This is a genomic window from Nostoc sp., from assembly GCF_036918015.1.
Taxonomy (GTDB): Bacteria; Cyanobacteriota; Cyanobacteriia; order Cyanobacteriales; family Nostocaceae; genus Nostoc.
The window spans coordinates 105,497-131,355 of record NZ_JBALEO010000012.1 but is presented as its reverse complement, the minus strand read 5'-3'; the positions used below and the strand labels follow the sequence as shown (position 1 = coordinate 131,355).

Here is a 25,859-nt window from a genome sequence, read left to right as displayed (position 1 = left end):
ATATGCACGTAGTTAAAAAGATAGAAATTATCGCCAACTCCTTTGAACTTGCCAAAATTTTAGATAGTTTAGACAAGTCTGGTGTACATAGTCATGCCGTCATTAGAAATGTTGTTGGTAAAGGATTACGAGGAACAACAGAAGATTTAGACATGACCATGCTTGATAATGTTTACATCCTCGCATTTTGTATGCCAGAAGAACTAAAGCGTGTTGTCGAAAATATCAGACCACTCCTGAATAAATTCGGAGGTACTTGTTACGTTTCCGATGTGATGGAAATTCGCTCTGTCAGATGTATCGCGTCTCTGTAAGAGAGTTATAAATTCAATGAAACATTTCATGGAACGTCGTGACTTTTTGAAGTTGGGAATGACCGGGGCATTTGGAATGATGCTAACTGCCAGCGATTTACTCTGGCGGGTAGAACAAGCTAAAGCTGCCGAAATCCCCTCAACTTCCACTGAATCCCTCAGTCCCGATGCCGCTTTGCAAAAGCTGATTGAGGGAAATCAGCGATTTGTCGATCATCATCCCCAATACCCCGATCAATCTGAGCTGCGGCTGCACGAAGTTGCTCAAGCTCAACATCCATTTGCAACTATTCTTAGTTGTGCGGATTCACGAGTCCCCGCAGAAATTGTTTTCGATCAAGGCATTGGGGACATTTTTGATGTGCGGATTGCCGGAAATATTGCCACACATGAAGCGATCGGTAGTATTGAATATGCAGTTGTCTTATTAGGTTCTCCACTGCTGATGGTGATGGGTCATGAGCGTTGTGGGGCTGTAACCGCCGCTGTCCAAAAGGAATCATTACCTGGTGATATTAGTACTTTTGTTAAGGCAATTAAGCCAGCCCTGAAAAGGGTCAAGGATCAGCCGGGTGATGCAGTTGAAAATGCTGTGGTGGCAAATGTGCAATATCAAATTGAACGATTGCAGCACTCAAAGCTTTTAACTAAGCAGGTGGAGTCAGGCAAATTGAAAATTGTTGGCGGTCGTTACGACTTGGATACAGGGAGAGTGACTATTATTACTTAATTCAGCAGAGGATTATTAATAATTAAACAATTTCAAAATTCAAAAATTGTTGGAGACTCTGATTCCCAACTGAAAAACTCTTTGCTATTCACTGATATCATGTCCGGGTGCTTACCCATAATAAAAGAACCCCACCCCCAACCCCTCCCCGCCTGCGGGGAGGGGAGACAAAGCATAGCTTTGGCGGGGGTGGGGTTCTTATGATTAGGTGAAAAGAGAAAGGAGTAGGGGGAGATGAGGGGAATAACCTATGCCCCAATCCCCAATACCCTCAATCCTGCACAGTCATTGGCAGACGAATAGTGAAAGTAGAGCCAATTCCCGGCTGACTTTTGACAATAATTTCACCACCCATCATCTGGCAAAAGTGGCGGCTAATTGCCAACCCCAATCCCGTACCTCCATACTTTTTCGTAGTTGAGGTATCACCTTGTGTAAAAGGTTGAAATAACTGCTGCTGTTGACGGTTAGACATACCGATACCTGTGTCAGTAACGGTGAAAATAATGCTGCCTAAAGGAGCATCCGATCGGAATTCATCCTTTTCTCTGTTAACTGTCAACGTCACCTTGCCGTTTGTAGTAAATTTACTGGCGTTGCTGAGTAAGTTTAACAATACCTGCCGCATCCTAGTTTGATCGGCGTACATGGTGCCAAGTTGCTCATCAAAATCCACTTCTAAAACATTGGCATTTTTTTCTATAGCTGGTTTGACGGTGAGAACAACGTTATGAATCAGCGTTGCAATCTCGAATGTCTCAGGATACAGGGTCATTTTCCCCGCTTCGATTTTTGACAAGTCGAGGATTTCGTTAATCAAGTGCAGTAGATGCTTACCAGCAGCGTTAATTGTTTCTAAATCTGTGATAAAATCTGCCGATAAACCAAGATCGGTAGCGTCGTCTTGTAGTAGTTGGCTTAAGCCAATGACAGCATTTAATGGTGTGCGTAATTCGTGGCTGACATTGGCCAAAAATACGCTTTTTGCTTTGCTAGCAGCTTCGGCTAATTCTTTAGCTTGTTGTAGTTCTTTTGTTCGCTGAGATACTCGCTCAATCAGATGATTTAGAGATTTGGCGAGTAGGCCAATTTCATCTTCAGTGGTGACGGGCGCTCGTAAATCGAAATTATGTTTCCTGGCAACTTGTTCAGCTACTTGGGTTACAGTGATCACTGGTTCTGCGATCGCTCGACTGGTACGCCAAGCTACAATAGCTGCGATCGCTACCGAAACCAGCATACTCGCGATCACGATAAATCGCTCAACTATTCTCGCCTGCTCAACGGCTCTTTGCCTTTCTTGCTCTTGATCTTCAGCAGTTTGCAGGATGTTAGTCAAGCTTTGAGAAAGCTGGTCTAGTCGCATGGCTGTTTCACCACGCATTATTGTTAATAACTGCGATCGGGCCGAAGAAATCTTCTGAGGCTGCACTTTTTGAGAGTCAATTTTCTGTAAGACGACCTCAATTTGGTCAACGTAGGCATTTAAATTATTTTTGTAATCCAGCAATAACGTCTGTAAAGTCGAACTTGTTGCTGCTAGTCTTTTAGGTTTACTATCGAGAAATCCGCCAATTTTTGACTCTAGTTGCTTGGCTTTTTCAACATTCTTCAGAAAATCAGCTTTTTTGTTTTGCAGTTGTTGTGAATTTTCTAATACAGCAACTAGGTTAGAACTATGTAATTGCGCCCCTACTACAGCATCTTTATAATTACTCAGTAGTTGTCCTTGTTCATAAGCTTGATTAAATTGTCTAACTTCCCTTCCCCGGTAGTAATTAGCAATCACTAACCCAGTCAGTGAGCCAAAAAAGCCAATTCCAATAGCTACAAAGTACCCATAGCCAATTTTTTGATGGATACGCCAAGAACTAGCTTTGAGTTTCCCTCGTGAAGGAAATTCTATAGTTGGGAGTTCGTCTGTCGATGGCTCTTCGGCTGACACTTTTTTGCTTTTTAAACTGCTGTAGATAGGGGTTGGCTTTTGAGGAAGGCATTTCTCAAACCTCCTTGCCTTCCCGCAAAAATAATCAAATTAGTCTAGATTGTCAAAATACCTTAATTTAGTCATTAACATCTACATTATCTTCTTTTATCGCAAGAGCAAATCATTGCTTGCGAGATAATTAGCATCATCTTAGATAAGATAAGTAATTTTTACAACAAATTTTATAAGTATAATTACTAAGTTTAATAGAATTTACTTTTTTTACGAGCAACGATATAGTTTCCTGCATTAAAGACCCTCCTGAGAGCGTCTTTTCCCTACTACACTACTTTCCACAATATGCGGTTGATAGTAAGCAATGAGTTCTTGCGATCGTCTACGCCATTACTCTACCTTATTGCTTCCTTATAAAATTAATACAATCAGGAGAAAAACAAAAGGTTTGATACTTCTTGGGGATTAGGGATTGGGCAAAAGAGTGCTGAGTTTTGTTTATCTCCTTGCCTCCCTCATCCCAGGCACTTATATCATAAAACAGCTTAGAAGTCTAGTCTATATGAACACAGAAAAATTTTTATTACGTATTAATATCAATACGAATGCGTTAATTGACGAACGCGGCTTAAGATAGCTTTAATATCGGATAAAATCGGCTTCTAGGCTTATATAAATGAGAAGCGGAGTGATTTTTGCATGATTTGTACTTAGATTTAGTACGATTATGAGCAAATGACACCGAATGGGATAATCACAACCTGATGATTCCGGTTGATTCCAAAAATAGAACTCAGGAAGTTGATTATAATACATCCTGCTGCCTTCTGAGTTCTATCCTCCTAGTGACTGTCTACCTTGTAGTTGATGCAGTAGATAGTATGGGGCAAGTATGGTTATAGGACACTAAAATCTTTTTGTGCCTTTCACCAAATTGTACTAATTCGCAAGTACATTACCTAATCAACAACCTTTTGGTTGTAATTATCCAGATTAGAAAAACTCAACTGTCAAATTAATAGGAGTGAAAATGCCAGAACAAGAATTTACCGAAACCGCATCTAAAGAGACTACAGTGGCAGAGATCAACAACCAAACGGGAACCATCACCAAACTCCAGCCTCCGGCACAGCCTCAAGACGAATGGGTAAAATACGGGGAGCAAGTTTCTACCTTTTTAGCAACATTACCAGATTATCTGGGAAGCTTCTTTAATCAATATAAGCAACCCCTGGTGACAGTTGGTTTAATTGTAGGATCAATCGTTGCCGTTAAAGTACTCTTGGCAATATTAGACGCTTTGAATGATATCCCTTTGGTAGCACCTACTTTTGAGCTGATCGGTATTGGTTACTCTGCCTGGTTTGTTTACCGCTATTTACTCAAAGCCTCAACCAGGAAAGAGTTAACTAGTGAAATCACCACTCTTAAATCACAAGTTGTCGGTAAACAAATTCCAGAAGCTTAATATCTAATTATCGCTTCTCTATGAGACTCCACGCGTAGCTTACTTCTGTGTAAGAGTACGCCCTAATACCAAATTAGCGAAGCCTGAACGCCAGAAGTCGGCGTTCAGGCTTCTCTCAAAATGCCCTACTAAGTTCATTAACAATTCGTATAGAACTCGCTCTTTCTGACCCTTGCTTTAATTACGAATTATGTAGCTTTCTTCTCACCGGAGGCGAGTATTACGAATTACGAATTACGAATTACGAATTACGAATTATTGTTGAGGCGAACCTCCGGTGGGCAATTTAACTTTTGGGTTCGGTTTTGGAGTCTGTGGAAGTTCTGAAGATATTTTAGGCGATGCCTGCGGCGAGCTACTCCTTCGCACTATATTAGGAGATGTAATTGCCGACAGTTTGCCCCGTTTGACTAAAGCTTGATGAATCATCGCCGCCACTTCTGCCCGACTAGCTACTTTGTTGGGATCGAGGATTTGGGGATTTGGATAGTTAACTACCAAACCATTAGTTGTAGCAGTCGCTATTTTAGCTATAGCATAAGGTGGAATATCTTTAGCATCTTTATAGACACTAATAATCTGATTTGGGGAAGTAGGTGCTTTCAAATTCAACCCACTGACAAGGGCAACTAAAACTTGCACTCGTGAAATATTTTGTTGTGGTTTGAAGGTTTTTTTCGGGTAGCCTTTGAGAAATCCCGCACTTATGGCTTGATCAATTGCTGAAGTTGCCCAGAATTTTGTTGGTACATCTTGAAATGCGATCGCAGTCTTAGACGGTTCTTGGTCAAAGGCTTTTTCTAGTATGGCAGCAAATTCGGCGCGATTTACAGGCTGATTAGGTCTAAAAGAATAATCAGGAAACCCTTTGAGAATCCCACGGGCAGAAAGAACGTCTATAAAACGCCGACTCCAAAAGTCATTGGGCACATCATTAAATGCAATTGGCGGCGGAATGATTGATTTTGGTTTTGCCGGAGTTACTAAAGGCAATGCTGATGATTTGAGTGATGACTCAAGTTCTGTCGGAGAGGATACAGTTGTTTGTGGTTGTGGGGATGGAGTTGGGATTACCAGAATAGATGGTAACATTGCGCGGTAAGGAGTTGCGCTGTTAGTTGGGAATGAAGGTGTCTTGGGTTCAACAACAGCTTCAGGTGAAGAATAGGGCAAAACGTTGTTGGGGACTGTATAAGGTTCTACCTTGGCAGTAGGAGAGGGCAATACTGGATTTGGTCGAACACTAGGAGACGGAGTAGATGAAGGCAACAGCAGCCCGTTTAAGTTCCAACTTGAATCTCTGCGGGACAATGACCAAAAAAGAATCGCTCCGATAGTGGTGAAGGCAACCAGAATGGCTATAAATTCATCAAAGCCAAGGGCAGTTTTTTGAGATGACTCCGGTTCGGAAGGAGGTCTATTTGTCATCGTGATTACCCTGGTAGCAGTAAAAATTTGCGTCTAAACAAATTAAGCCACAGATGACTCTTTTAGACCAGCCCTTTTTTAATTCGTAATTCGTAATAATATATCAGGTTTCTGGTTCAACGCCGAGCGATCGCAATTGGGCAGCTAGGCGATCGGCTCTTTGGGATTCTTGTTCGGCTCTTTGGGATTCCTGTTCTGCTCTTTCATCGCCACTCAACAACAAATTACCTTGTAAATCCCACCAACGCAGCCAGGGTAATTCTACATTCTGATAAACTCCCTGCCATAAACCTAATTCAACACCCAAAGCAACTATAGGATAATGTCCTCGTTCATTTGCTGGTAATATCTGATACCGGCCTTCAATTAGATGATAAACTTCTAGGCTGGCTTTACTCGCTTCATAAATGCCGTAGAAGGCAGGACGAATCACTTGCTCATAAATCCAAAATTTACCCTTCAAAGGAGTTTTATCCCGTTCTTCACTACCATCCCCAGAGACAAATTCTAAGACAATCAACGGGGCAATAAACTCTCGCCACAACACATAAGAACGTCGCGTTTGCCCATTGAGCAAAAATGGTACATTCGGTACATAAAACCAATCTGGTGCTTCTGCGCCTTTTTCAAGGGGATCGGTTAAGCGCCAGTAAATGCCTAAGTCCTGCCCTATACAGTATTCACCTTCAGGATTTAATTGCTTGAGGATGGGTGTAATAGAGTCAGTTAGTAGGATGCTTTGAGGATGCTCTTGCCAATTTTTCACGAACGTACCATCGGACTCAGGAAGTTGAGTATGATCGGGGAAAGGGAAAGGAGTAAGGGCATTTGGTGGATTGGTTACAGAGGTCATAACGCTACCTTTGCACTCTTCGTAAAGGTTATTTTTAGTTTAGCTTGCGTAGGCGTAGCCCGTCGTAGACATCGCTTTCTCAATATTCTCCACTCAGATTCTAAATTGCACGCCAATTACTTCCAGTCGCCTGAGAAAGATTTTCAGCTTGACAGACCACTAGTTTTATTAGATACCTAAACTAAAATCGGATTTTGAGGGTGGCAGAATGTAAAATATTAACTTATTCTTTACCTGTCTTTGAAAAAATCAGGGTGTGTAGTGCCAGAAGAATTCAGTTGCCAAATTTCACCACCATTTTTGTCTGAGGGAAGCGATCGCGATCTTGATTTAGATTCAACGCTCCAAGAACTACCAATGTATAATTTCTCGGTGGAAATCAGCCACACCGGTATGGAAGTGGCTAGTTTTTTGGACAAATACCCTTTGCTACCAGGAGTAATTTTGGTAGAACAGGGACATTTCATTGGGATGATTTCGCGGCGGCGACTACTAGAATTTTTGATTCGTCCATTCGGACAAGAGTTATTTGTTCAGCAATCATTAGCTGTTCTCTACAGCTATGTGCGGACACCGATGTTGCTTGTTACTGATACAACATCGATTTTAACAACAATGCAACTTAGCCTAAAGCGATCGCCAGAATTATTAGCAGAACCAATTGTAGTACAAACGCAATCTGGTGCTTATAGATTGTTAGATGTCCAAGAATTGAATATTATTTCTTGGCAAATTCGAGGAATCGACAATCTGATCCGCTATGAACGCAGTCAAGCTCAAATGATTCAAAATGATAAAATGGCAAACTTGGGGCGTTTGGTAGACGGCGTAGCCCACGAAGTTTTAGACCCAGTGGGTTTTATTTGGGGTAACATAATTTATGTTTCAAACTACAGTCAAGATTTACTCAAACTCATCGCAGCTTACGATCGAGAGTTGCCATCAGTTTCTCAGGCAATTAATGAGCTTAAAGAAGAGATTGAATTTGATTTTTTAGAGCAAGATTTGTCGCGATCGCTTGCTAGTATTCGCACCGGAGCGGAAAGATTAAAAAAACTTGTTACTAGCTTGCAAAACTTCTGTCATATTGATGAAATTTTTCCCAAGCCAGTAGATTTACACGCCTGTATAGATAGCATTATTTTATTAATTAATAGCCGTCTTCAAGGAGAAATCGAAATCGTCAAATACTACGGTCAATTACCCCCAGTATATTGCTTTATGGGGCAATTAAACCAGGTTTTGATGAATATCTTAAGTGAAGTTGTGGATACTTTACTCAATGAAGCAGTGAGACAGCAGTTACATTTAGAAGAGACAAAGACTGTTCAAAAACCGCGAATTGAGATTACCACAGAAGTTATATCACAAGAAGCAAGTAATCCAGATGCACCAGATTCTCGCTGGGTTTTAATTCGCATTGCTGACAATGGCTCTGGAATGTCTGAAGAATTAAAACAGCAAATTACAGAGTCTTTTTCTCTTGAAACAAAGAATGGTAAAAATACTAGTTTAGCAGTAAGTTACCGAATTATCACTGTGAGACATGGCGGTAAATTGAATTTTCATTCACAGATTGATATAGGTACAAAATTTGAAATTTTATTGCCTTTAGTTTGATTGATTCTAAATTACTAATTACGTTGGCGTGGCGTAGCCCATTATGAATTATGAATTACGAATTACGAATTACGAATTACGAATTAAAGTTGTGTTAGATTACTGGGCAACCTTCCTGCTGGATAGGAATTTGAATCACAAACTCCGTTCCTTTTTCAGGTGTCGAAAAAAATTCTAACTTACCGCGATGTTTTTCGGTGATGATTTGATAGCTGATAGCCATGCCCATTCCTGTGCCCTTTCCAACAGGTTTGGTTGTGAAAAAGGGGTTGAAAATCTGTTTTTGAATCGATTCAGGAATCCCAGAGCCATTGTCTGCGATCGCAATTTTCACCCATTGCAAATCAACGACAGAGGTACGAATCGCGATCAAACTGGGATTATCCCGGATTTCCTGATAAGTTCGTTGGGTATTGAATTCTTCGAGGGCATCGAGCGCATTTACTAGAATATTCATAAACACTTGGTTTAGCTGTCCAGCGTAGCACTCTACATGAGATAAATTGCCGTATTCTCTGATAATTTTAACCCCTGGGCTTTTATCAGTGGCTTTCAGGCGGTGCTGCAAAATCATCAAAGTATTGTCGATGCCTTCATGAATATCTACGGCTTTGAACTCACTTTCATCCAGGCGCGAGAAGTTACGCAGTGACAGCACAATCTCTCGAATCCGCTCCGTCCCAATATTCATTGAGTGCAATACCATAATTGCGTCTTTTTCTAAAAACTCTAAATCGATAGTTTTGCGTTCGGTTTGAATTTCAGCAGGTGGGTTGGGGACGTAACGGTGATAAAGCTGGACAAGTCGCAATAAGTCATGGGTATATTGGCTGATATACCTGAGATTTCCATAAATAAAGCTAACTGGATTGTTGATTTCATGAGCAATCCCAGCCACCATTTGACCAAGGGCAGACATCTTTTCGCTTTGAATTATTTGAGCCTGCATTTTATGCAAACTATCTAAGGTATTTTCTAACTCTTGGCCTCTTTGCTGCAAGTTTGTTTGAGAGTCTTCTAACTCACAAATGACTTTCTTAAGTAAAAACTCTTTTGTTGCAATGTCAGTTTCTAACTGGTAGCGTTCATTTTGACAGCGTTCCAGCTTTTTTCGCAAGATGCGGTTTGTCTTTTCCAACTCTTGGATCTGTATGGAATTGTCTTGGTTATCCATACACTACTCATTTTGTCCCTACTAACAGTGTTACAAACGTTTTATTATGAATTTGGGTTTGACCTCTACCCACTAAAGGAGCAATTTCACCATAAGCATAGAAACCACAACAAGGTAATGCCTTTGGTAAATGAGTTTTGACAAGCTGATATTCAAGTCTTGTCATAGTTCCCAGAATTCGCCGACGGGCTGCACAGGAAATAAGTAATGCTGCTGTTGGCTCCACACCGGGATAATCGGCAAGAGCATTCTTCAAGGATGTCTCAGAAGCGGACAGAATATTGTCACGAGTTGTATCGGTGATTTGCACAACTGCCTGTTCAGGAATATCTAAGAAGAACTTCACGCTACCAGACTGTTGATCGTAGCCATTGGGTGCGCGTAAATAGAAATGATCTCGATCCTCAAAAACTGCCAGAGCATAGATGGCATAGTTGGATGCAAATCTTTCTTCACCGAGATAATGCCGATAGAAATCTAAGGCACGCTGTCCATCAATTTCATAGACGACGTTGCCATCCACTTTCGTTACACGGCTACGTTGACTAATGGGAGTCCAACCACAGGCAACTCCGTGAGAAAATAGTAGTTTTCCAGAGAATAGCAGCACTGGAACTGAATCACTCAGTACTTCACCTTGGAAGAATTGGTAGGTTTTGTCAAAGGTATAGTCATCGGCAGTCATTCCCCCAATGATGGGAATATCCTCTCCCAGGCTTTGTTTTAAAGCTTCTAAAATTAAAACCCCATTGCTGGTTAGACTATCGGGGAAGGTAAGGCACAATTGTGGTACAGATGCACTCTTTGCCTTAGCTTGGGCGATCGCTTCTTGGGCTGCAAGGGCTGGATTTTTAGATGCTCCTCGGCCAATACCTGAGTGAATTTCCACTTCATCGCTAGCAAACAGCATTAAGGTGAGAGAATCTTGCTGAAACTCCAGAATTGAAGAGATTTCTCCATTTGTAGTTCCACCAATCAACTCAATTCCGGGGAAAGCGTCTTGGATGCGTTGCAAAATTAACACATGGTCAAAATCTATAGCAGTGAATAAAATTCCAGCCTGAGGAAGGAAGTCGGCAAGAGAACGGCTACATTCTTGAAGAACTTCAGCGATCGCATTTTGAGAATCAGGATCGTCGCTATGGCCAACAACAACTCGAAACACAACTACCTCATTGTAAGTTTTAATCCCAGGTAGCTCATCCAATTCGGATCTCAGCACCCATGAACCTACAATTAGATTTCCCACTTACTTGAACGAAATCTCAATTCACCTGACTTTTTATCGAAACAGAATTCAGATTCACCAAGAGGCGGTAGCCCCAACGACGGGCATTCCCAGTCGGAGACTGGTAACGAGATAAAATCAGCATGAAATCGTGTTGAAGTTATTCTTTTATAAGTTTAAGATACTTAGATAGTATTTAAGTTTTCCCACTCATCTAAAGAAACGTCAAACTCTCTCTTAACTTCTTCCATCACTAACTCTTCTGTCTCAAAATAGCCAATTTCTGTAATTTCTCCGGCTTGGGATACATCGAAACGGTAAAAGCCAGAATCTGTTGTATATTGCACAATTCTAATTTCTTTAGGTGGATCTAAGTCTTTGTATATCCCATCTATACATATACGTCGATATATAGCTCCAGTAGATTTATGGTTTGGATTTAAGAAAACACGATACTTGAGTACAGGAAACCTTTGCTTAAATAATTCAAGGAGTTCAAAGAATACATCACATGCTTTTGCTTCGTCTCCAACTTCTCGGAGAATAATATTTTTCCATCCTGCTGTTGATCCGTACCGTTTATAATATCGAGCTACCCAGTTGTTCAACTGACTAAAGGGAGGGTTCTCTTCTTCAATTAAGATCCCATTTTCCCCTATAGCAAAAAAATAGCCATCAATAAAGCTACTTAATGCAGTTAAGGAACGCTCTCCTAAATACATTCCTGGTCTTGTTCTAATCATTGCTAAAATGTCATAAATATTTTTCATTGATATTGCCTATTTATAAACTACAGCAGATTACGATTTGGTGAGGTACAAAAATACCCCACCCTAACCCCCCCCTTAGAAAGGGGAGGGAATTAGATTTGCTATTTCCCCCCTTTACAAGGGGGGATTAAGGGGGGTAATTCACCGTAGCCCCTTAACAGGGGAAGGGTGTACTTAATTTACTGTAATATGCAATGTATTAATGACACAACCCCCTTAAAAAAGGGGGTTTAATTCTCTAATTTTTAAGTAGAACTAAGTCTTAAGAATCGATATGCGTTCCAGCCTCCAATTCAATTCATCTGCAATAAATTTTCACCACGTTGGTAAATTTCCCGTGCGTGATCAGTCCAAGCACCTTGTCCCCAATAACGAAAACAACTGGTTTGCAGCAAAAGGTTATGTAGAAGAACGTTACGGTATTGAGACTGTTTCGTGATAGCTTCTGCTGAGTCAGTTTGCAGCAATGGATCAAACTTCTGATGGAATAAACTACTTAATTGATACATGGGAGATAACACATTTTCATATCCTTTTACCCAACTTATATGATTTGTCCACGAGGCTCCATCCAGATGAAAATTAGAGTTTGTTTGCTTTAATTCTTGAATGGCATTCTCTACAGCTTCCGGTTGATTATTTTCTGGTGAAACTCGCTCCCAAATTTGATATTGTCCGACTGGCTGACAAGTTGGATAGTCTTCAGGTTTGCATCCAGCAGCTTCGATTAATTCTAAATATTCTGTACCACACACTCCAACAACACCAGATTTTCCTCCGCCATTATTTACCATATCCCCCCAAGCTTGTTTAAAAGCGCTAGGAAATTCATTCATCATCACACCGCCATTTTCACCATCACCAATTTGGCTAACTATTGGTGGTATAAATACACTGCCAATTTGTTGTCTCGATAATGTTTTGGCTTCATAATAAGGCTGCATTTGTGCAACTAATTTAGTATCAGAGCCTTGGGTTTTAATTAAGGCTGTGATGCTAATTGTTTCACCTTGAGAATTACGGGCAATCAGACGATGTGGTAAATGTTTATGAGTGAGAGATTGACCCGTAAGAGTTTCTACAGAATGTTCTTGAACAAGTAGCCAGCGATATCCACATTCTTTCAGCGCTTTCACAAATTCAAAGAGAGCATCAGGGTGATTTGGTAGGTGCATTTCTGGCGGCGAAAATCCTTTGACTCGCGCTAGTGCTTCCCAGCCAAAAATTGCTGCAAAGTGATGTTGCCATGCAACGATATGTAATTTAATATCTGCTATGGGTGTGGAAGGAATAACTGCATGACCCCACATTGTACCCAGCCATTCTACATAAGGTTGATAGGTGCGATCGCAAGTAATCCGTTTAAGATTATCGAGAACATCACCGCGTCCCATTTGCCGCAGTCCCCACAGCAGATTACCTGAGTAATCCAACATCACACGCGGATTGCAACCTTGACTTACCAGTTCGGGGATCAAGTCACCCATGCGGCTGTAACAATAGGCAAAGGGATCTGCATTGTGGTTATCCCCTTCATGGGGATGTTCAAACATATATTGCAGATTGCTGATCAGTGTACCGTCATTTCCAGCAGGTATAGTTGGCTGGTGCATGTGCAAAGCGATCGCAAACACAGCATTTACGTCTTCTAAGCGTATATTCGTTGTTGGTAAAAATACTGGTTGATCTTGGTTAACCACAGAGAGAACCTCTGTTTCCCAACCAGAAATATTCGGTAAGCCATCAATGATTTCGGGCAAAGGAGTCAGAGTTGTGGGGAAGGAAAGCATTTCTGGTTGCTCCGAAACAAGGTATGTCTAATTATGCGATCGCACAGCAATTTCTGCTCTGCAACTTTATGTATTGATGCAAACTGCGATCGTCTTGTAGTCCCGCAATATCTGTGTAGTTAAACAGTTTGGATGTCACACTTATATAAAAAGTGTTGGAAAATATACAGCAATCCTATTTAATTTTTGTTGCTAGAGACGTGCAGATGTAGGCCCCTACAGCCATTCATTATGTTGCAAAGATTTTTGGAAATGGTATGATACAACTCGAAATTCAAAAATTCAGATTTCATCTGGGTTTCTGGGTTTGAATCTGTTTCCCTCTTTTAAATAAGCTGTAAAATCCACAGAAACTATACACATTAAATATTATTACTTATCAAGATACATTTTTCTATTCTATGCTTTACGCAAATTTAATTTTAGGACAGGTCTAATGAAACTAAAACAATTTGGAATTACATTTTTGAGTGTTTGTATTGCTGCTTTTTCAGGAATGAAAGCAGCAGAGGCGGCATCATTTTCGGTAATTGCTGATGGTCTTAATAATCCACGGGGTCTAACTTTTGGTAATGACGGGAGTCTCTACGTCACCGAAGCAGGAACAGGCGGCAGTGGAGCTTGTGTTCCTTCACCGAGCGTTGCAAACCAATCTTTATGTTATGGCACAACTGGTGCAGTCACCAAAATTAGAAATGGTAAGCAAGAACGTATACTTACAGGACTTCCTTCTTTAGCATTACCAGATGGTACTGATACTTCTGGGGCTCAAGATATCAAATTTGATGCTACTGGCAAGCCTTATATTGCAATTGGGTATGGTTCAAATCCGACATTTCGGGCGGCATTAGGTAACACTGACTTAGGAAAAATCATCACTGCTAATTTCAATACAAATTCGTGGACTAGTGTTGCGGATTTAGCTAATTATGAACTTGCAAATAATCCCGATGGAGGCGATCTAATTAGCAATCCCTTCTCTCTTCTTTTAGATGGAAATAATATTGTTGCGGTTGATACTGGTGCTAATGAATTACTCAGTGTAGGTACTGATGGCAGTAATTTAAAGGCGATCGCCACAATTCCCCGACAGACATTAACTAATCCAATTTTTCCCTCTGGCGCATCGTCATCGCCATTTGAAATCCAAGCAGTACCTACAAATATCGCCAAAGGCCCAGATGGCGCTTATTATATTAGCCAATTAACTGGTTTTCCTTTTCCAGAAGGTGAAGCAAAAATCTATCGAGTTGGTGCTGATGGTCAACCAACAATTTATACCGATGGATTCACGCAACTTACTGACTTAGATTTTGATGCCCAGGGTAATTTATATGCTTTGCAGTACGCTAATCAGTCACTCTGGAAAGGTAATCTAGATGGTTCTGTAATAAAAATAGCCAGCGATGGGACTCGCACAACTATTCTTAGTGGCAATGGATTAGAGTCTCCTACTGCTTTGACTATTGGTGCTGATGGTGCTATCTATGTGACAAACCGAGGCGATCGCCCTGGACTTGGACAAGTTATCAAAATTGAGAATTCCAAGTCTGTTCCTGAATCTACTTCTACTTTCAGCTTATTAGCATTTCTTGGCACTGTGAGCCTTAGTTTGTTGCACAAGGGTAAAGCCAAGGGACTGAAGATTTTGAACTTTTAACTATGGGGTACTACTGGGCACTCAGCACTCAGCACTCAGCACTCAATACTCAGCACTACTGAAGCGATCGCCCTCGGCTTCTCTACGAGACGCTACGCGAAGGGATAAGTTTTTCAATCAGCCGTTGTCTGCTTGGTGCTGGCGGTGTTGCTATTCGTAAAATTAGCTCTAACAACCAAGGGGCGAGGCGTTGACACAACACGGCTAAATGACTTTGCCATCCAACTAAAATTTCTGATGAATCATTTTGCATTCCGGTGACGAGTGCTTTAGCCACTTGCTGGGGAGTCATGGGGATCACCCAGCGAAATAATTTTAAGTCACGCACCATGTCTGTGTCTGTCAGGGAAGGCAGTAATGCAATGACGCGGATATTGTGTTCAGCTAATTCTTGGCGCAAGGCTTGGGTAAATCCTAAGATGGCAAACTTGGTTGCTGAGTATGTCGCCATCGTTGGTGCAGCCACTTTCCCCATCAGGCTCGATACATTGACAATTGTCCCTTGTCTTTGGCTAGCCATGCGTCGAGCAATCAAACTAGTAAGGTTGTACATTCCTAACAAGTTCACTGAGAGTTCTTCTTGAACTTGGGGCATTTTAGATTGCAAAAATGAGCTTTGGTATGCAACTCCCGCACAATTAACCAGCAGGTGAATCTGTCCGTAATTGCGCCAGAGTTGAGCGACAGCGATATTTACTTCTATTGTCTGCGTCAAATCTAAGGCGACGATCGCAGCTTCTGTACCCATAGCCTCGATTTCCTTGGCTACCTCCAATAACTTGCGGCGATCGCGTGCTACCAATATCATCCGCTTGATGCCTTGTTGCGCTAATTCGATGGCGATCGCTCGTCCAATTCCACGCGAAGCCCCTGTAATTAGGGCAACTTTACCTTGAATCTCCATTAGTTTTATTCTCCAAAATTTAAGTCTTACCAAACTCCTCGTCATTGCCGATACACACAAGCAAGAGCTACTCACTTGTAGGCACAAAGTAAGACAAATAATCAATCGCAATTCAAATCAAACTGAAACTAAGCCTTTAGCAATGAGACATTTCTTGGTTAATCTGCAATCCCTCATAGTTGTCTATATGAGGCAGAAATTTCTCGTTTTGAACCCGTCAAAGCCTAACACACTTGGCTGAATAGGTATAGCTCATAGATTTTATTTCTCCTAGATCCGAGCGTTCATCAGCATCCTTGTCATACACACGTTAGCAATTAAATCAAGGTATTGCAATATTTTTTAATAAGAATTTCTTAATAGTTCTTAACGACAAGTATATATATACAAAAGATTTTATTAAATAAGTTTTTATGAATCCCTCAGTACAAATATCTCACTTTCCTGACAAATAGCCCTGTTTTAGGAAATTGTGATATCTAATTCATGGTTTAGAAACAAAAAAGACATATAGCTTTTGGCTGATGGTTGCAATAGTTAGAAGTCTCAACTAACTTATATAATTGCAACAGTATATTTACTGTTTTCTTGAAAAGTAAGGTTGATGGCTTTGATTGATGGAAAATAATCAAATAAGGCTAGATAGTTGTCTGAAATTATCTGCTAAAACTTTCGGATAAATAGTAGTTTGTTTAGGTTTATCTTTGAGTTCATCAAAGTAATGCTTGAGACTTGCCTCGTCGATAGAAAACTTCAATCATTCGCGAACACTAAGATCCCCGATTTATTAAAGAAGTCGGGCATCTAACTGTAAGTCAACATGATTTTTAATTGATGATTCTGCCTAAAACCGTACCCCGTAAATTTACGTAATTAGTAATTATTACCCCACGCTTAAATCGACTTGCTCGCAGCAAGGATGGATATCAATACATACTGCTCGGTTAAAAATATTTGTAAGGTTGAGCGTAAGCGTTACCCAAGAAACCAAGCAAAATGTTGGGTTTCGTTCCTTAGCCCAGAGCAGGAATCGCACTTTTGATCTCAATGTGTGAGCCGTCCCCCCCAAGCTACGGTGTATACACAAGTCTGAAATAGTTTACTCACCTGCTTTTTCGCGTCAGTTTTACCCCACCCTAACCCTCCCCTTATAAAGGGGAGGGAACTGGATTTCTTGTTTCCCCCCAATACATCGGGGGGATTAAGGGGGGTAATTGGACTACAGGGGGGTTAAAACAATCTCAAATTCTCACGAATGATTTAGGAATGCTATATAAGCAACAGGGCTGTTTCATTACCTCAAAGGTTGATAAGGGGTAGAAGTAGGTTGAGGATTTGATGGTTTGCTAGACTGGGGAGTTGATTCACTCCAAACTTGATTGAACTGAGCTACTGACAACGACTGTAAAATACTGAGATTAAGTGGCTCTTTGCTGATAAATGTGGCGTAGGAAGGCTGCAAATAAGAACGGTATTCAGGGCGGTTGAGGAGATGGGTTTCTAAAAAAGCGACGCTGAGGGCGTTGAGATAGGAATAAACAGCAGCACGATCGGGGCCTAGCAAGGCGGGTGGCACAGGTAAGACATCGTTTTCAGGAGTAGGTTCGGCGATCGCTGAAAAGTGGGTGGCATTTTCGATCAAAGCCAGATACTTATTGGAGTCAGAAAGCCAGGTGAAGGGGCGAATTTGCTCAAATACGGGTGGTGCAAAAACATCTTGACTACCTGCTACCAGCATGATGGGAATTTTAATTTGACTGATTCCCCCCTGACCCAAAACTGAACTGTCAATGGGATTAATCGCAATGACGGCTTTGATGCGATCGTCTTTCAGTTCGTAATTCTTTGGAGGTAACTCGTTTGCTTGACACTGCAAAAACAGCGACAAATTAAAGGATGAATTATCGGGCTTACAATCTTGGCTCAGTTGCTCAAAGTTAATATTGGCTCCTGCTAAAGTCAAAACAGTATAACCACCAAAAGACTGACCGATCGCCCCAACTTGCTGAAAATTGAATTTTCCTTGGAGAGTGGGATCGGATTTATCTAGACGCTGGAGTTCATTGAGTAGATATTTGATATCCAAAGGTCGGTTAATAAATTCTGTTGCATCAGGCGGCCCTGCCAAACCCGCAAAATATTGTTGAAAACGTTCGGCATTACTACCAGGGTGTTCCAGTACAGCAACGGCAAAACCGTATGATGCTAGATGTTCAGCCAGGTAGACAAAGGTAGAGCGATCTGAGGCCAGTCCGTGAGAAATTACAATCAGGGGAAAGGGAGGCGAGAATAATTCTCCAGTGTTTTGTGAACCTGCTGAAGGGAGATAGATATCTACAGGTAGACGGCGTGAGCGAGAAATGTCATTTAACTCCAGGCTTTTTTTCTGCCAGGTAAATTTTCCTGGCGATCGCAAATCTGGTTTTTGGGAGAAATCAATATTGGAAGTGGCTGCTTGAGCGATCGCTTCTTTTTGCAGAGAGGCAAAAACTTCATCCTTTTTTTTAATCAATTGCGACAAGTCATCGACTATCCTTAACCCCTCTGTGAAATTCACTCGTATAGTATCGCTAGGAAATTTCCGTAGTAAATTCACAACCGTTAACCCCTCTTTTTGATCGGCAGCAGACAAAATTAAAGAGGCGCGTATGGCATAAAAGCCATTCTTTCGAGACTCAGTGAGGAGTAATTTGCCCAGTTGTTGCACTAACTGCTCGCCTATCGGTGAGTAGGTAACTTGAGATACTAGTGTAGGAGTGAGATTAAAGCGCTGCTGGAGTAAATCCCGCAGTTGAGCGAGTTGTTCAGGAGTAGCACGACTAGCATAAAATGAAAAATCTTGATCGATTTTGCCAACTTTCGCAAAGGTTTCCAGCGAGTCCACCGATAAGGAAAATTCGCCAAAGGGAGGATAATAAAAGCTAATGCGTTCAGCCCCCAATCCGGGAGTAGCAGTTAAGAACGTAGATAGCAAACCTAAACCCAGATATCTCAAAAATTTTTTCATTAGAAAAACCCACTATCTAACCCTGCCAAACAACTTTGGGCAGGTAGGAAAGCGGGGCGGGATCTATAACCGCTTTCCTGTTGAATTGGTTTAGATATATCAAACAGGCTACAAGCACAATAAAGCAAGTACTTACCATAAATTTGACCGGAGCTTTGAACGATCAAAATACATGAGTAGCAAATTTTTCAGTCAAATAGCATCGGTAGCGCGATAATAGATATAGAGATCAAAATTAAGTTATATGTCCTTTGCTTCCTGCGCCTGTTGTGTTGTCGTCCTCAACCAACAACAAGAGCAAAATATCTCCCACCAAAACCAGTGCCAGGATGTGCCAGTTAACCACAGTAAGAGCACGGTTAAAAATTGCACTGTAATTGAAAATGGCCGGGTGGTCGTTAAACCCTTACAACCACCACTCAATCAGACTTCCGAGTAACTTTCAGAAATTTAATCCCTTTACTCTAAAGGTAAAACATCGTGGAAGCGGTTGTAATCAATGTAGCGATGTCCATCGGGTGTGTGGTAAAAGATATCGACAAATTGATTGTTCCACAAAATCTCATTCGCACCATAGCTATGACGGGCATGGACAACCTGGGCAACCGTTTCATCAATGCCACTCAAAGAGACAATCAGCATAGTATTTGTCTGGGTTAACGATTCTGGTGTCATCCCATATAGAGGACTAAACTCATCAATGACATGCATCACTGACCAGCTTAACGTGAAGCTAGGTGTTTGGTTCGTCAGTAGTTTGAGATCGTGGAACCGACGCATGAACTGCCCTTCTAGGGTTACTTCGTCGCGCATTAAGTAGACTCGCATCTGCGCCTCCAGAATTATATTGCGACGCTTATTAGCGCTGCGAAATATGAGAGTCGGCATCGCATTATGAGGTGTTATTACAGCAACACGGCTAAAGACCACACGGGCTGTAGGTCGGGAGAATCGAGCAAACGCTAGTCCTGTCATCACAGCAATTCCCACCAAACCGATCATCGCTTCAATAGTGACAATAATGTTGGCGTAAGTTGTTTTTGGATACATTGCCCCATAGCCAATAGAAGCTAGGGTTTGGACGCTAAAGAAAAAGACATCTAAAAAAGACCCAGGTTGGGCGTTGGCAATACAATCTCCTCCTATCAAGTAAGCTAGGGCAAATAGAGCATTAATAGTTATATAGAAAGTACAAATCAGCAGCAGAAAGCCAGTCCAAGGAATTGTTAGCAGCAGATGATAAGGATCGCGCCAGTAGGAATGCCATGCACCCATACCTATAATCTCAAATTTTCCATTTTGAACTTGAATCTTAATCGGTGAGATCAAATGCTGTCTTTTCTTGAGTGAAAGTCTCTTCAGTCGAAATTTCATTGCAAGCAGCCAAAAGAACGGCAACTGCTTAGTATTGTAAATTAAGTTGCATTAGAGACATTCACTCTAGACAGAATGGCACTAAGACAAGCCCAAAGGCTTGTGTCGCCTTGTTCCCAGCCTGGAGGCTGGGAATGTATTTAAAAGAGGCTCTGCCTCTTGTCAAGAAGATCGGAGGCGGAGCCTCCCAGAATGGGTTCCCTGCCTAGAGGCTGGGAACCAGTCAACAAGAGTGAATTTTTTAGCTTAAATAAGTATTTTTACTAGCATTATTGGTATCTAAAATGTAATAAAATCAACACGGCAAACACAAAAATAAAATATGTCAAGTAAAGAATCGAGAGAATGGCATTTAACCCCCAATGGATGGGTTGCTGGAACATTGCAACACGATAGTGGACGTAATACCATTTCGCCACCTGACAATAAAGTTCTAACTTGTATCTATAAAGAGACTATAGTTCCTGATGCTATGGCATTATCAGGTTATGGTGAGCCAGGCTTTAATCTATCTAGTAATGTTAGCGTCATTTGGCGTTGTTCAAATCATCAGCTTATATCTGAGCTTTTAGATAAATTTGGTTCATGTCCTGAGAGTATATAGATTGTCAAGTATTTATTTTTTTATAAACATATATGGGTCAATTTATTACTGAAACCCTTATTTTTGGTGTTGTTTTAATTCCACTAGCTTTAGGTTTAGGTCATTTTTTAGATTTTGACAAAGTTCAAGGTATGAGCCAGAAAGAATATAATTCTTATATGAAAATTATAATTTTTAAATGTTGGATAATTTTATTCTTACCTCTCAGTCTGTGGCTACGATTCCAAGCAACTCATGAATGTACTAAAAATTTATTTTAAAGAATCACGGACAAATGGGGTATCAAATAAATGAAACCTGCTGTAAATCAGCAAAAAAATAGGGTGTGCAATGCCCACCCTACTAATTTATCTGCTAGAAACTTATGAGAAACTTGTTGTTATGGCTTTAGTGATTGACCTTTAGAACAGCGGTCAAACCACTCTTGGTATTTTTTTTGGTGTGACTCATCTTCAACAGCAATGGTAACACGCACCTGCTTGCAGCCGTTATTTCGCTCTAGTGCGATCGCATTCAATAATAAATTAGCAATTTTAGGTGAGCTAAATTCGCCGCTTACCGTCAAACCGTTGTTATGTGTAGCTTCAAGTTTTTCGACTTCGGTCAAATCAAGCCCAGGAATTTCTCCTTGTCCTAAATCAATTTCTGCGAGTTGTTTGTGTTCTGGGCTAATTTGTTCCACAATCAGCTTTTCGCGCCGGACAGGAACTTGTACCATCCGGGTTTCGATGACTTTGCGAACAATTACCTCACCAACTTTACGCTTACTGCTTTCAACAAATAGTCGTTCTTCTAGTAGACGAATAATCTGTTCTTCAGGAACCTGTTCTAAATTATTTAATGGCTCAACTGGGCTATTTGTAATTTGATTGTTAGCTAGTTGCTCAGTTGAGTCAAAATCGCCTGGTGTTTCTGATTCTAAATATTCAGGCATATATTCAATTTCTGATTTGTTTAAGTCTATGAAAACAGATTTAGTCGGCTTGTCTATCTGTTTTATTCTCTGGCTCTGCAACCGAAATAAAGAAGGATGTTTATCAGCTAACTGCTGGCTATATTCAGCAGTTTGTTGATTAGCCTGGTTAGAGACAACGAGGTTTAGCCGACGATTACCATCCACAATTAAATCACGAACTACTCCTACTAGCTGACCTTGCTTATCAAACACAGCAAAATTGTTCACCTTCTTTCTTAAATCTGCCAGCGAGGAGATAGTGCGAGAATTACTCTTTGCCTGTAAAGTGTTTTTTGCCATAGTTTGGCTATTCATCTGGAAAATTTACTAACTGCTTTCTACTTAGCTAAATTAAATGTATTAATCATCTGGATACCATTTAGAAAGTATTTGCGATCGCTGCATTTATCCAACTCATATCCAGAATAATATTTGCAATCCAAAAATTATAAGTGATATCAATGCTTTTCGGTTAAGGGAGAACCTGGATTTCTCACAAGTGAGAAATCCAAGGGGTGTGGGAGGTGTGGGAGGATGGGGAAGAAGTCTTACCCCCCACACTCCCCTTCCCCTGAAGCCTACACTATGCGTGAGAAATCCGGGGGAAAGGGTAAGGGTTTGAATTTCCCTTTATTTGTTATCCCTTTGCCCTTAACCTTTTCCCAGATCAAAAGAGATTGTTGGGTTTATCCGAAAAGTATTGTAAGTGGTATCAGCTATTGTGAGCAAAGGTCAAGAGAATTCAATTGCTTCACCTATACTTTGTAGAATTAATTATTAGTCATTAGCGATTAACTAATGACTATTTTTAGTTAGCGTTCTTCAATCGGAAGATTACCAGAATTCACATCTAACTCTTCACGACGCACGGTTTCTTGAGTTTCAACTGTGTCTTGATCGACCACTTTTCTAACTCTCACTTCTTCACGCAAAAATGCTTCTTTGCGAATTTCAGGAGTTTCTTCGTGGATTTCTATGCGAGCAACTTCGCCTTCACGGAAGTCTGCTTCGCGCCCAGAAACAGCCGTACCCGCATCTGCTGGAGTTACACGTTCAATCACAACTCGTTCTCTTTCTACTGGCACTGCAATCCGTGCGGTATCAGTTTCAACACGCTTGCCAATCGTTACTTCTCCAGTTTTTTGGCGTCGTTTGCTGGCGATCACCCGTTCTTCATATAATTTCAGAGTTTGATGATCTTGCTCATTTAACCCGTATAAAGCAGGCTCATTATCGTAAGTGTAGCTATCACGAGCGTAAGTGGGAGTTGTATCTAATGCTGCTACAGGTGCTCCTAAAGGATCTAATCCTGCTAAAGGGTCTAATGGTGTTGCAGCTTCTACAGGAAGGTTGTAGTCTGTGGGTTGGCGATATACTCCACGCACCCGTTCTTCATAATCGTAATCAAGGGTTTGACGTTCATTGAACTCAGGCAAATCTTCAGCTTGCTCTCTAGTCAAACCAATTGTGTAAACGCGATCTACGTTATAGTCGATACGGGCGCGGCCAATTGGTAGTAATACTTTTTTACCAAAAATCCAGAAGCCTAAGTCAACAACTAGATAGCGAAAATGACCTTCTTCATCAACTAAAACATCGCTAACAGTACCAACTTTTTCATCACTTCCCTGTGTATATACGCCCAGCCCTTTAATGTCATGACCATCAAAACTCTCTTGATAGCTAGGCTCAAAATCTTCTAATTTGTAAAGAACCATTATGTTTTACCTCAAATATTTTTTTGTCATCTCTTAATATCTAAACTAGACATTTATTTATTTTTGTACATCCTTCTGTCGAATGAATTATTTCCAGGGTTAAATAATCGAAAGTTAGAGAGATTTTTGAGCGATATGGCTCACTAGAGACACGAAATGGGAGCATCTCACTTTCTTTTGTAAAATGTAAAAATATATTTAGCTTTGATCCACGGGATTATCCAGATATATTAAGATGATCGCCGCAAAATTTTGTATCTTTGCATCTCTACATAATTTATCTATCAAGATGCAATTTTTTTGACTGTTCAGACTTCCGACTTGTCTCATAAGTCGGAAGTCTTGTTGTTTAATAAAAAAACACAGGCAGAGATAAAATTAACTTTGCCTGTATGATTATTCAGATAAATCTATTAAACATATTTATGAACCAACTAATTAAATAGCTTCATGTGTGGCGATCGCATTTTATTGCACGTCTAAATTCCCCACAGTATCAACATCTAACTCTTCTCGACGAATGGTGTCTTGTGCTTCCACAGTGTCCTGTTCTACTACTTTTTTCACCCGGATTTCTTCACGCACAAATGCTTCTTTATGTATCTCAGGAGTTTCTTCGTACACTTCTATGCGTGCTACTTCCCCTTCTTGAAACTGAAGTTCATTGGGATTTATAGCCTTTCCTGCTTCTGTTGGTGTAACTCGCTCAATCAGAACTCGTTCTTTTTGAACGGGTACTGTAACGCTTACAGTTTCTGTTTCAATATGCTTACCAACCGTTACTTCTCCGGTTTTGATGCGTTGTTTGTTAGCAATTAATCGTTCTTCATAGAGTTTAAAAGTTTGATGAGATTGCTCATTCAATCCATATAAATCTGGATCTTTTTGGTAATTGTATGTATCGCGATCGGAAATCACGCCGCTAGTTGGAGAACGAAATACACTACGTACCTTTTCTTCATAATCATTGTTAATGATCGCATCTTCTGTATGATCGGGTAAACCTTCTATTTGCTGTCTGCTTAACCCGTCAACATAGACGCGTCTTTCTGGATAACTGATCCGGCAAAGACCAATTGGTAGTAAGATTTTCTTGCTAACAAAATCTAAGCTTATATCAATAATTAAATACCGGAAATGACCATCATCATCAACTAAAACGTCAGCAACTGAGCCAACTCTGTCTCCTCCGCCAGTATAGAGATCCAGCGCTTTGAGATCGTCTCCGCCAAAAGTGTCTCGATAATTTTGATCAAAATGTTCAAGTTTATGAAGAGGCATACGCTGTTCCTAAGTTGTTTATAAGGTTTATTTTCTAGTGTAAAAAATATTGCGCTAAGTATCCTCCTGCTGGCGACTGAGTTCAATGGAGATATTTGAGGATTTATATTATCAGAGGAACACTCAATGAAACAGCCCTGCGTTTTCACCCGGATTTCTCACGCATAGTGTAGGGAGAAGGGGAAGAGGAGTGTGGGGGGTGTGGGGATTGGGAAATCTCGTCTGCGTAAGTCCTAATTAAGAGCCAATACTGAAACAATGGGAGTAGACACTACAGAACCATGCAGATTATGAGTGAACTTCCAAATAGTCTTGAAGATGCGATCGCCCAATCTCGTGTAGCCGTTCAAGCTGCCCTTGCAGATGGCTGTACTCGCTTACAAGTTGAGTTTCTGTTCCCGGAACTGAAGTTTATGCCAGTGGCGGAACAATTTCTACCGGCGTTTACAGATTATGATTCCCGTTTGAAGATTTTCTTTGCTGACGCTGGCGCTGCTGCCCTAGCCCGTCGTGATTGGGCAGATGCACCATTTCAAATTTTGGATATTGGTACGGGTAGGGCTGCTTCATTGCAGACAAAAATTCAGCCAGAGGATGAAATTTTCTTATTCATCGCCCCCACATCCGTAGAAGTGCCGCAGTTGGAAAAGCTGTGTGAAGTAATAGGCGATCGCCCTTTAGTCTTGTTAAATCCTCGCTTAGAAGATTCTGGAACCGTGGGCATTGGTTATACAGCGAGAAAAATCCGCGATCGCTTTATCAGTACCATTGAATCTGCCTATTACGTGCGCCCCATAGACGATGAAAGTGCCCTATATCGCTGCTACCCAGGACAGTGGGAAGTTTGGCTGGAAGCCGGCGGCGAATATCAGAGAATTGCCGAATTACCCACAAAACCATCTGGTGATGATTTGGATCTCATTGTTTTAAAAGGACAACCACAAACAACAACAGACGCGACACCTGCGAGAAAGCCCAGTGTGTTTAAGAGTTTGCAACGGTTCTTAAAGGCATTGAGTAGTTAGGATAATGCAGAGGT

At 41.0% G+C, this 25,859-nt stretch carries 20 protein-coding genes; 7 read left to right on the top strand and 13 right to left on the bottom strand.

Annotation, left to right across the window (positions count from 1 at the left end; genetic code table 11):
* Positions 1-2 precede the first annotated feature (2 nt).
* Both V7K61_RS03895 and V7K61_RS03890 read left to right on the top strand, forming a co-directional pair.
* Positions 3-314, top strand: coding sequence for a P-II family nitrogen regulator (locus tag V7K61_RS03895; RefSeq protein ID WP_292743274.1), 312 nt, complete (start codon positions 3-5; stop codon positions 312-314).
* 28 nt (positions 315-342) lie between these two features.
* Positions 343-1,044 (top strand): carbonic anhydrase, encoded by a 702-nt coding sequence (locus V7K61_RS03890; RefSeq protein ID WP_335051115.1) that lies wholly within the window; start codon positions 343-345, stop codon positions 1,042-1,044.
* 271 nt (positions 1,045-1,315) lie between these two features.
* Here the strand turns inward: V7K61_RS03890 and V7K61_RS03885 are convergent, their stop codons facing one another.
* Positions 1,316-2,989, bottom strand: a complete 1,674-nt coding sequence (locus tag V7K61_RS03885; protein WP_335051081.1) for a sensor histidine kinase — start codon at positions 2,987-2,989, stop codon at positions 1,316-1,318.
* Positions 2,990-4,016: 1,027 nt separating this feature from the next.
* Between V7K61_RS03885 and V7K61_RS03880 the strand changes: the two genes are divergently transcribed.
* Positions 4,017-4,454 (top strand): CAAD domain-containing protein, encoded by a 438-nt coding sequence (locus tag V7K61_RS03880; RefSeq protein ID WP_335051079.1) that lies wholly within the window; start codon positions 4,017-4,019, stop codon positions 4,452-4,454.
* Between the two features lie 255 nt (positions 4,455-4,709).
* Here V7K61_RS03880 and V7K61_RS03875 read toward each other — a convergent pair whose 3' ends face one another.
* Both V7K61_RS03875 and V7K61_RS03870 read right to left on the bottom strand, forming a co-directional pair.
* Positions 4,710-5,882 (bottom strand): S-layer homology domain-containing protein, encoded by a 1,173-nt coding sequence (locus tag V7K61_RS03875; RefSeq protein ID WP_335051077.1) that lies wholly within the window; start codon positions 5,880-5,882, stop codon positions 4,710-4,712.
* A 103-nt stretch (positions 5,883-5,985) separates the two neighbouring features.
* Complete coding sequence (locus V7K61_RS03870) at positions 5,986-6,735, bottom strand: Uma2 family endonuclease (protein WP_335051074.1); 750 nt, start codon at positions 6,733-6,735, stop codon at positions 5,986-5,988.
* A gap of 261 nt (positions 6,736-6,996) precedes the next feature.
* On the opposite strand from V7K61_RS03870, the gene V7K61_RS03865 reads away from it, so the two are divergent.
* Positions 6,997-8,355, top strand: coding sequence for a sensor histidine kinase (locus V7K61_RS03865; protein WP_335051072.1), 1,359 nt, complete (start codon positions 6,997-6,999; stop codon positions 8,353-8,355).
* Positions 8,356-8,449: 94 nt separating this feature from the next.
* On the opposite strand, the gene V7K61_RS03860 is transcribed toward V7K61_RS03865, so the two are convergent.
* The 4 genes from V7K61_RS03860 to V7K61_RS03845 all read right to left on the bottom strand — a co-directional run bounded on the left by V7K61_RS03860 (position 8,450) and on the right by V7K61_RS03845 (position 13,317).
* Entirely contained in the window at positions 8,450-9,529 is a 1,080-nt protein-coding gene (locus V7K61_RS03860; RefSeq protein ID WP_335051070.1) for a sensor histidine kinase, read from the bottom strand.
* A 7-nt stretch (positions 9,530-9,536) separates the two neighbouring features.
* Positions 9,537-10,694, bottom strand: coding sequence for an FIST signal transduction protein (locus V7K61_RS03855; protein WP_335051113.1), 1,158 nt, complete (start codon positions 10,692-10,694; stop codon positions 9,537-9,539).
* Positions 10,695-10,942: 248 nt separating this feature from the next.
* Positions 10,943-11,527 carry a hypothetical protein gene (locus tag V7K61_RS03850; RefSeq protein WP_335051068.1) on the bottom strand — a complete coding sequence of 195 codons (585 nt, stop codon included), beginning with the start codon at positions 11,525-11,527 and terminating at the stop codon, positions 10,943-10,945.
* 293 nt (positions 11,528-11,820) lie between these two features.
* Entirely contained in the window at positions 11,821-13,317 is a 1,497-nt protein-coding gene (locus V7K61_RS03845) for a glycosyl hydrolase family 57 (RefSeq protein WP_335051066.1), read from the bottom strand.
* Positions 13,318-13,753: 436 nt separating this feature from the next.
* Here V7K61_RS03845 and V7K61_RS03840 point away from each other — a divergent pair, with 436 nt between their 5' ends.
* A complete protein-coding gene (locus V7K61_RS03840) occupies positions 13,754-14,977 on the top strand; it encodes a ScyD/ScyE family protein (RefSeq protein ID WP_335051064.1) in 1,224 nt (407 codons plus the stop codon).
* 82 nt (positions 14,978-15,059) lie between these two features.
* On the opposite strand, the gene V7K61_RS03835 is transcribed toward V7K61_RS03840, so the two are convergent.
* The 3 genes from V7K61_RS03835 to V7K61_RS03825 all read right to left on the bottom strand — a co-directional run bounded on the left by V7K61_RS03835 (position 15,060) and on the right by V7K61_RS03825 (position 20,262).
* On the bottom strand, positions 15,060-15,881 hold the full coding sequence (locus V7K61_RS03835; protein WP_094349034.1) for an SDR family NAD(P)-dependent oxidoreductase: 822 nt from the start codon (positions 15,879-15,881) through the stop codon (positions 15,060-15,062).
* A gap of 1,294 nt (positions 15,882-17,175) precedes the next feature.
* Positions 17,176-18,888 (bottom strand): alpha/beta hydrolase, encoded by a 1,713-nt coding sequence (locus tag V7K61_RS03830; protein ID WP_335051061.1) that lies wholly within the window; start codon positions 18,886-18,888, stop codon positions 17,176-17,178.
* A 459-nt stretch (positions 18,889-19,347) separates the two neighbouring features.
* The gene (locus V7K61_RS03825; RefSeq protein ID WP_335051059.1) at positions 19,348-20,262 is read right to left on the bottom strand and encodes an ion channel; all 915 of its coding nucleotides are present in this window, start codon (positions 20,260-20,262) and stop codon (positions 19,348-19,350) included.
* Between the two features lie 322 nt (positions 20,263-20,584).
* On the opposite strand from V7K61_RS03825, the gene V7K61_RS03820 reads away from it, so the two are divergent.
* Positions 20,585-20,866: a hypothetical protein gene (locus V7K61_RS03820; protein ID WP_335051057.1), complete on the top strand. Its 282-nt coding sequence runs from the start codon at positions 20,585-20,587 to the stop codon at positions 20,864-20,866.
* Positions 20,867-21,245: 379 nt separating this feature from the next.
* Here the strand turns inward: V7K61_RS03820 and V7K61_RS03815 are convergent, their stop codons facing one another.
* The 3 genes from V7K61_RS03815 to V7K61_RS03805 all read right to left on the bottom strand — a co-directional run bounded on the left by V7K61_RS03815 (position 21,246) and on the right by V7K61_RS03805 (position 24,820).
* On the bottom strand, positions 21,246-22,121 hold the full coding sequence (locus V7K61_RS03815) for a DUF2382 domain-containing protein (protein WP_335051055.1): 876 nt from the start codon (positions 22,119-22,121) through the stop codon (positions 21,246-21,248).
* A 512-nt stretch (positions 22,122-22,633) separates the two neighbouring features.
* Positions 22,634-23,539 carry a DUF2382 domain-containing protein gene (locus V7K61_RS03810; RefSeq protein ID WP_335051053.1) on the bottom strand — a complete coding sequence of 302 codons (906 nt, stop codon included), beginning with the start codon at positions 23,537-23,539 and terminating at the stop codon, positions 22,634-22,636.
* Between the two features lie 468 nt (positions 23,540-24,007).
* Positions 24,008-24,820: a DUF2382 domain-containing protein gene (locus V7K61_RS03805; protein ID WP_335051051.1), complete on the bottom strand. Its 813-nt coding sequence runs from the start codon at positions 24,818-24,820 to the stop codon at positions 24,008-24,010.
* A 290-nt stretch (positions 24,821-25,110) separates the two neighbouring features.
* Between V7K61_RS03805 and V7K61_RS03800 the strand changes: the two genes are divergently transcribed.
* Positions 25,111-25,845: a DUF1995 family protein gene (locus V7K61_RS03800; protein ID WP_335051049.1), complete on the top strand. Its 735-nt coding sequence runs from the start codon at positions 25,111-25,113 to the stop codon at positions 25,843-25,845.
* Positions 25,846-25,859: the final 14 nt, after the last annotated feature.

Coding starts and splice junctions, on each gene's coding strand:
- V7K61_RS03895 (WP_292743274.1), top strand. CDS start 3: ATGCACGTAGTTAAAAAGATAGAAATTATCGCCAACTCCTTTGAACTT.
- V7K61_RS03890 (WP_335051115.1), top strand. CDS start 343: ATGGAACGTCGTGACTTTTTGAAGTTGGGAATGACCGGGGCATTTGGA.
- V7K61_RS03880 (WP_335051079.1), top strand. CDS start 4,017: ATGCCAGAACAAGAATTTACCGAAACCGCATCTAAAGAGACTACAGTG.
- V7K61_RS03875 (WP_335051077.1), bottom strand. CDS start 5,882: ATGACAAATAGACCTCCTTCCGAACCGGAGTCATCTCAAAAAACTGCC.
- V7K61_RS03870 (WP_335051074.1), bottom strand. CDS start 6,735: ATGACCTCTGTAACCAATCCACCAAATGCCCTTACTCCTTTCCCTTTC.
- V7K61_RS03860 (WP_335051070.1), bottom strand. CDS start 9,529: ATGGATAACCAAGACAATTCCATACAGATCCAAGAGTTGGAAAAGACA.
- V7K61_RS03850 (WP_335051068.1), bottom strand. CDS start 11,527: ATGAAAAATATTTATGACATTTTAGCAATGATTAGAACAAGACCAGGA.
- V7K61_RS03845 (WP_335051066.1), bottom strand. CDS start 13,317: ATGCTTTCCTTCCCCACAACTCTGACTCCTTTGCCCGAAATCATTGAT.
- V7K61_RS03840 (WP_335051064.1), top strand. CDS start 13,754: ATGAAACTAAAACAATTTGGAATTACATTTTTGAGTGTTTGTATTGCT.
- V7K61_RS03835 (WP_094349034.1), bottom strand. CDS start 15,881: ATGGAGATTCAAGGTAAAGTTGCCCTAATTACAGGGGCTTCGCGTGGA.
- V7K61_RS03830 (WP_335051061.1), bottom strand. CDS start 18,888: ATGAAAAAATTTTTGAGATATCTGGGTTTAGGTTTGCTATCTACGTTC.
- V7K61_RS03825 (WP_335051059.1), bottom strand. CDS start 20,262: ATGAAATTTCGACTGAAGAGACTTTCACTCAAGAAAAGACAGCATTTG.
- V7K61_RS03820 (WP_335051057.1), top strand. CDS start 20,585: ATGTCAAGTAAAGAATCGAGAGAATGGCATTTAACCCCCAATGGATGG.
- V7K61_RS03815 (WP_335051055.1), bottom strand. CDS start 22,121: ATGGCAAAAAACACTTTACAGGCAAAGAGTAATTCTCGCACTATCTCC.
- V7K61_RS03810 (WP_335051053.1), bottom strand. CDS start 23,539: ATGGTTCTTTACAAATTAGAAGATTTTGAGCCTAGCTATCAAGAGAGT.
- V7K61_RS03805 (WP_335051051.1), bottom strand. CDS start 24,820: ATGCCTCTTCATAAACTTGAACATTTTGATCAAAATTATCGAGACACT.
- V7K61_RS03800 (WP_335051049.1), top strand. CDS start 25,111: ATGAGTGAACTTCCAAATAGTCTTGAAGATGCGATCGCCCAATCTCGT.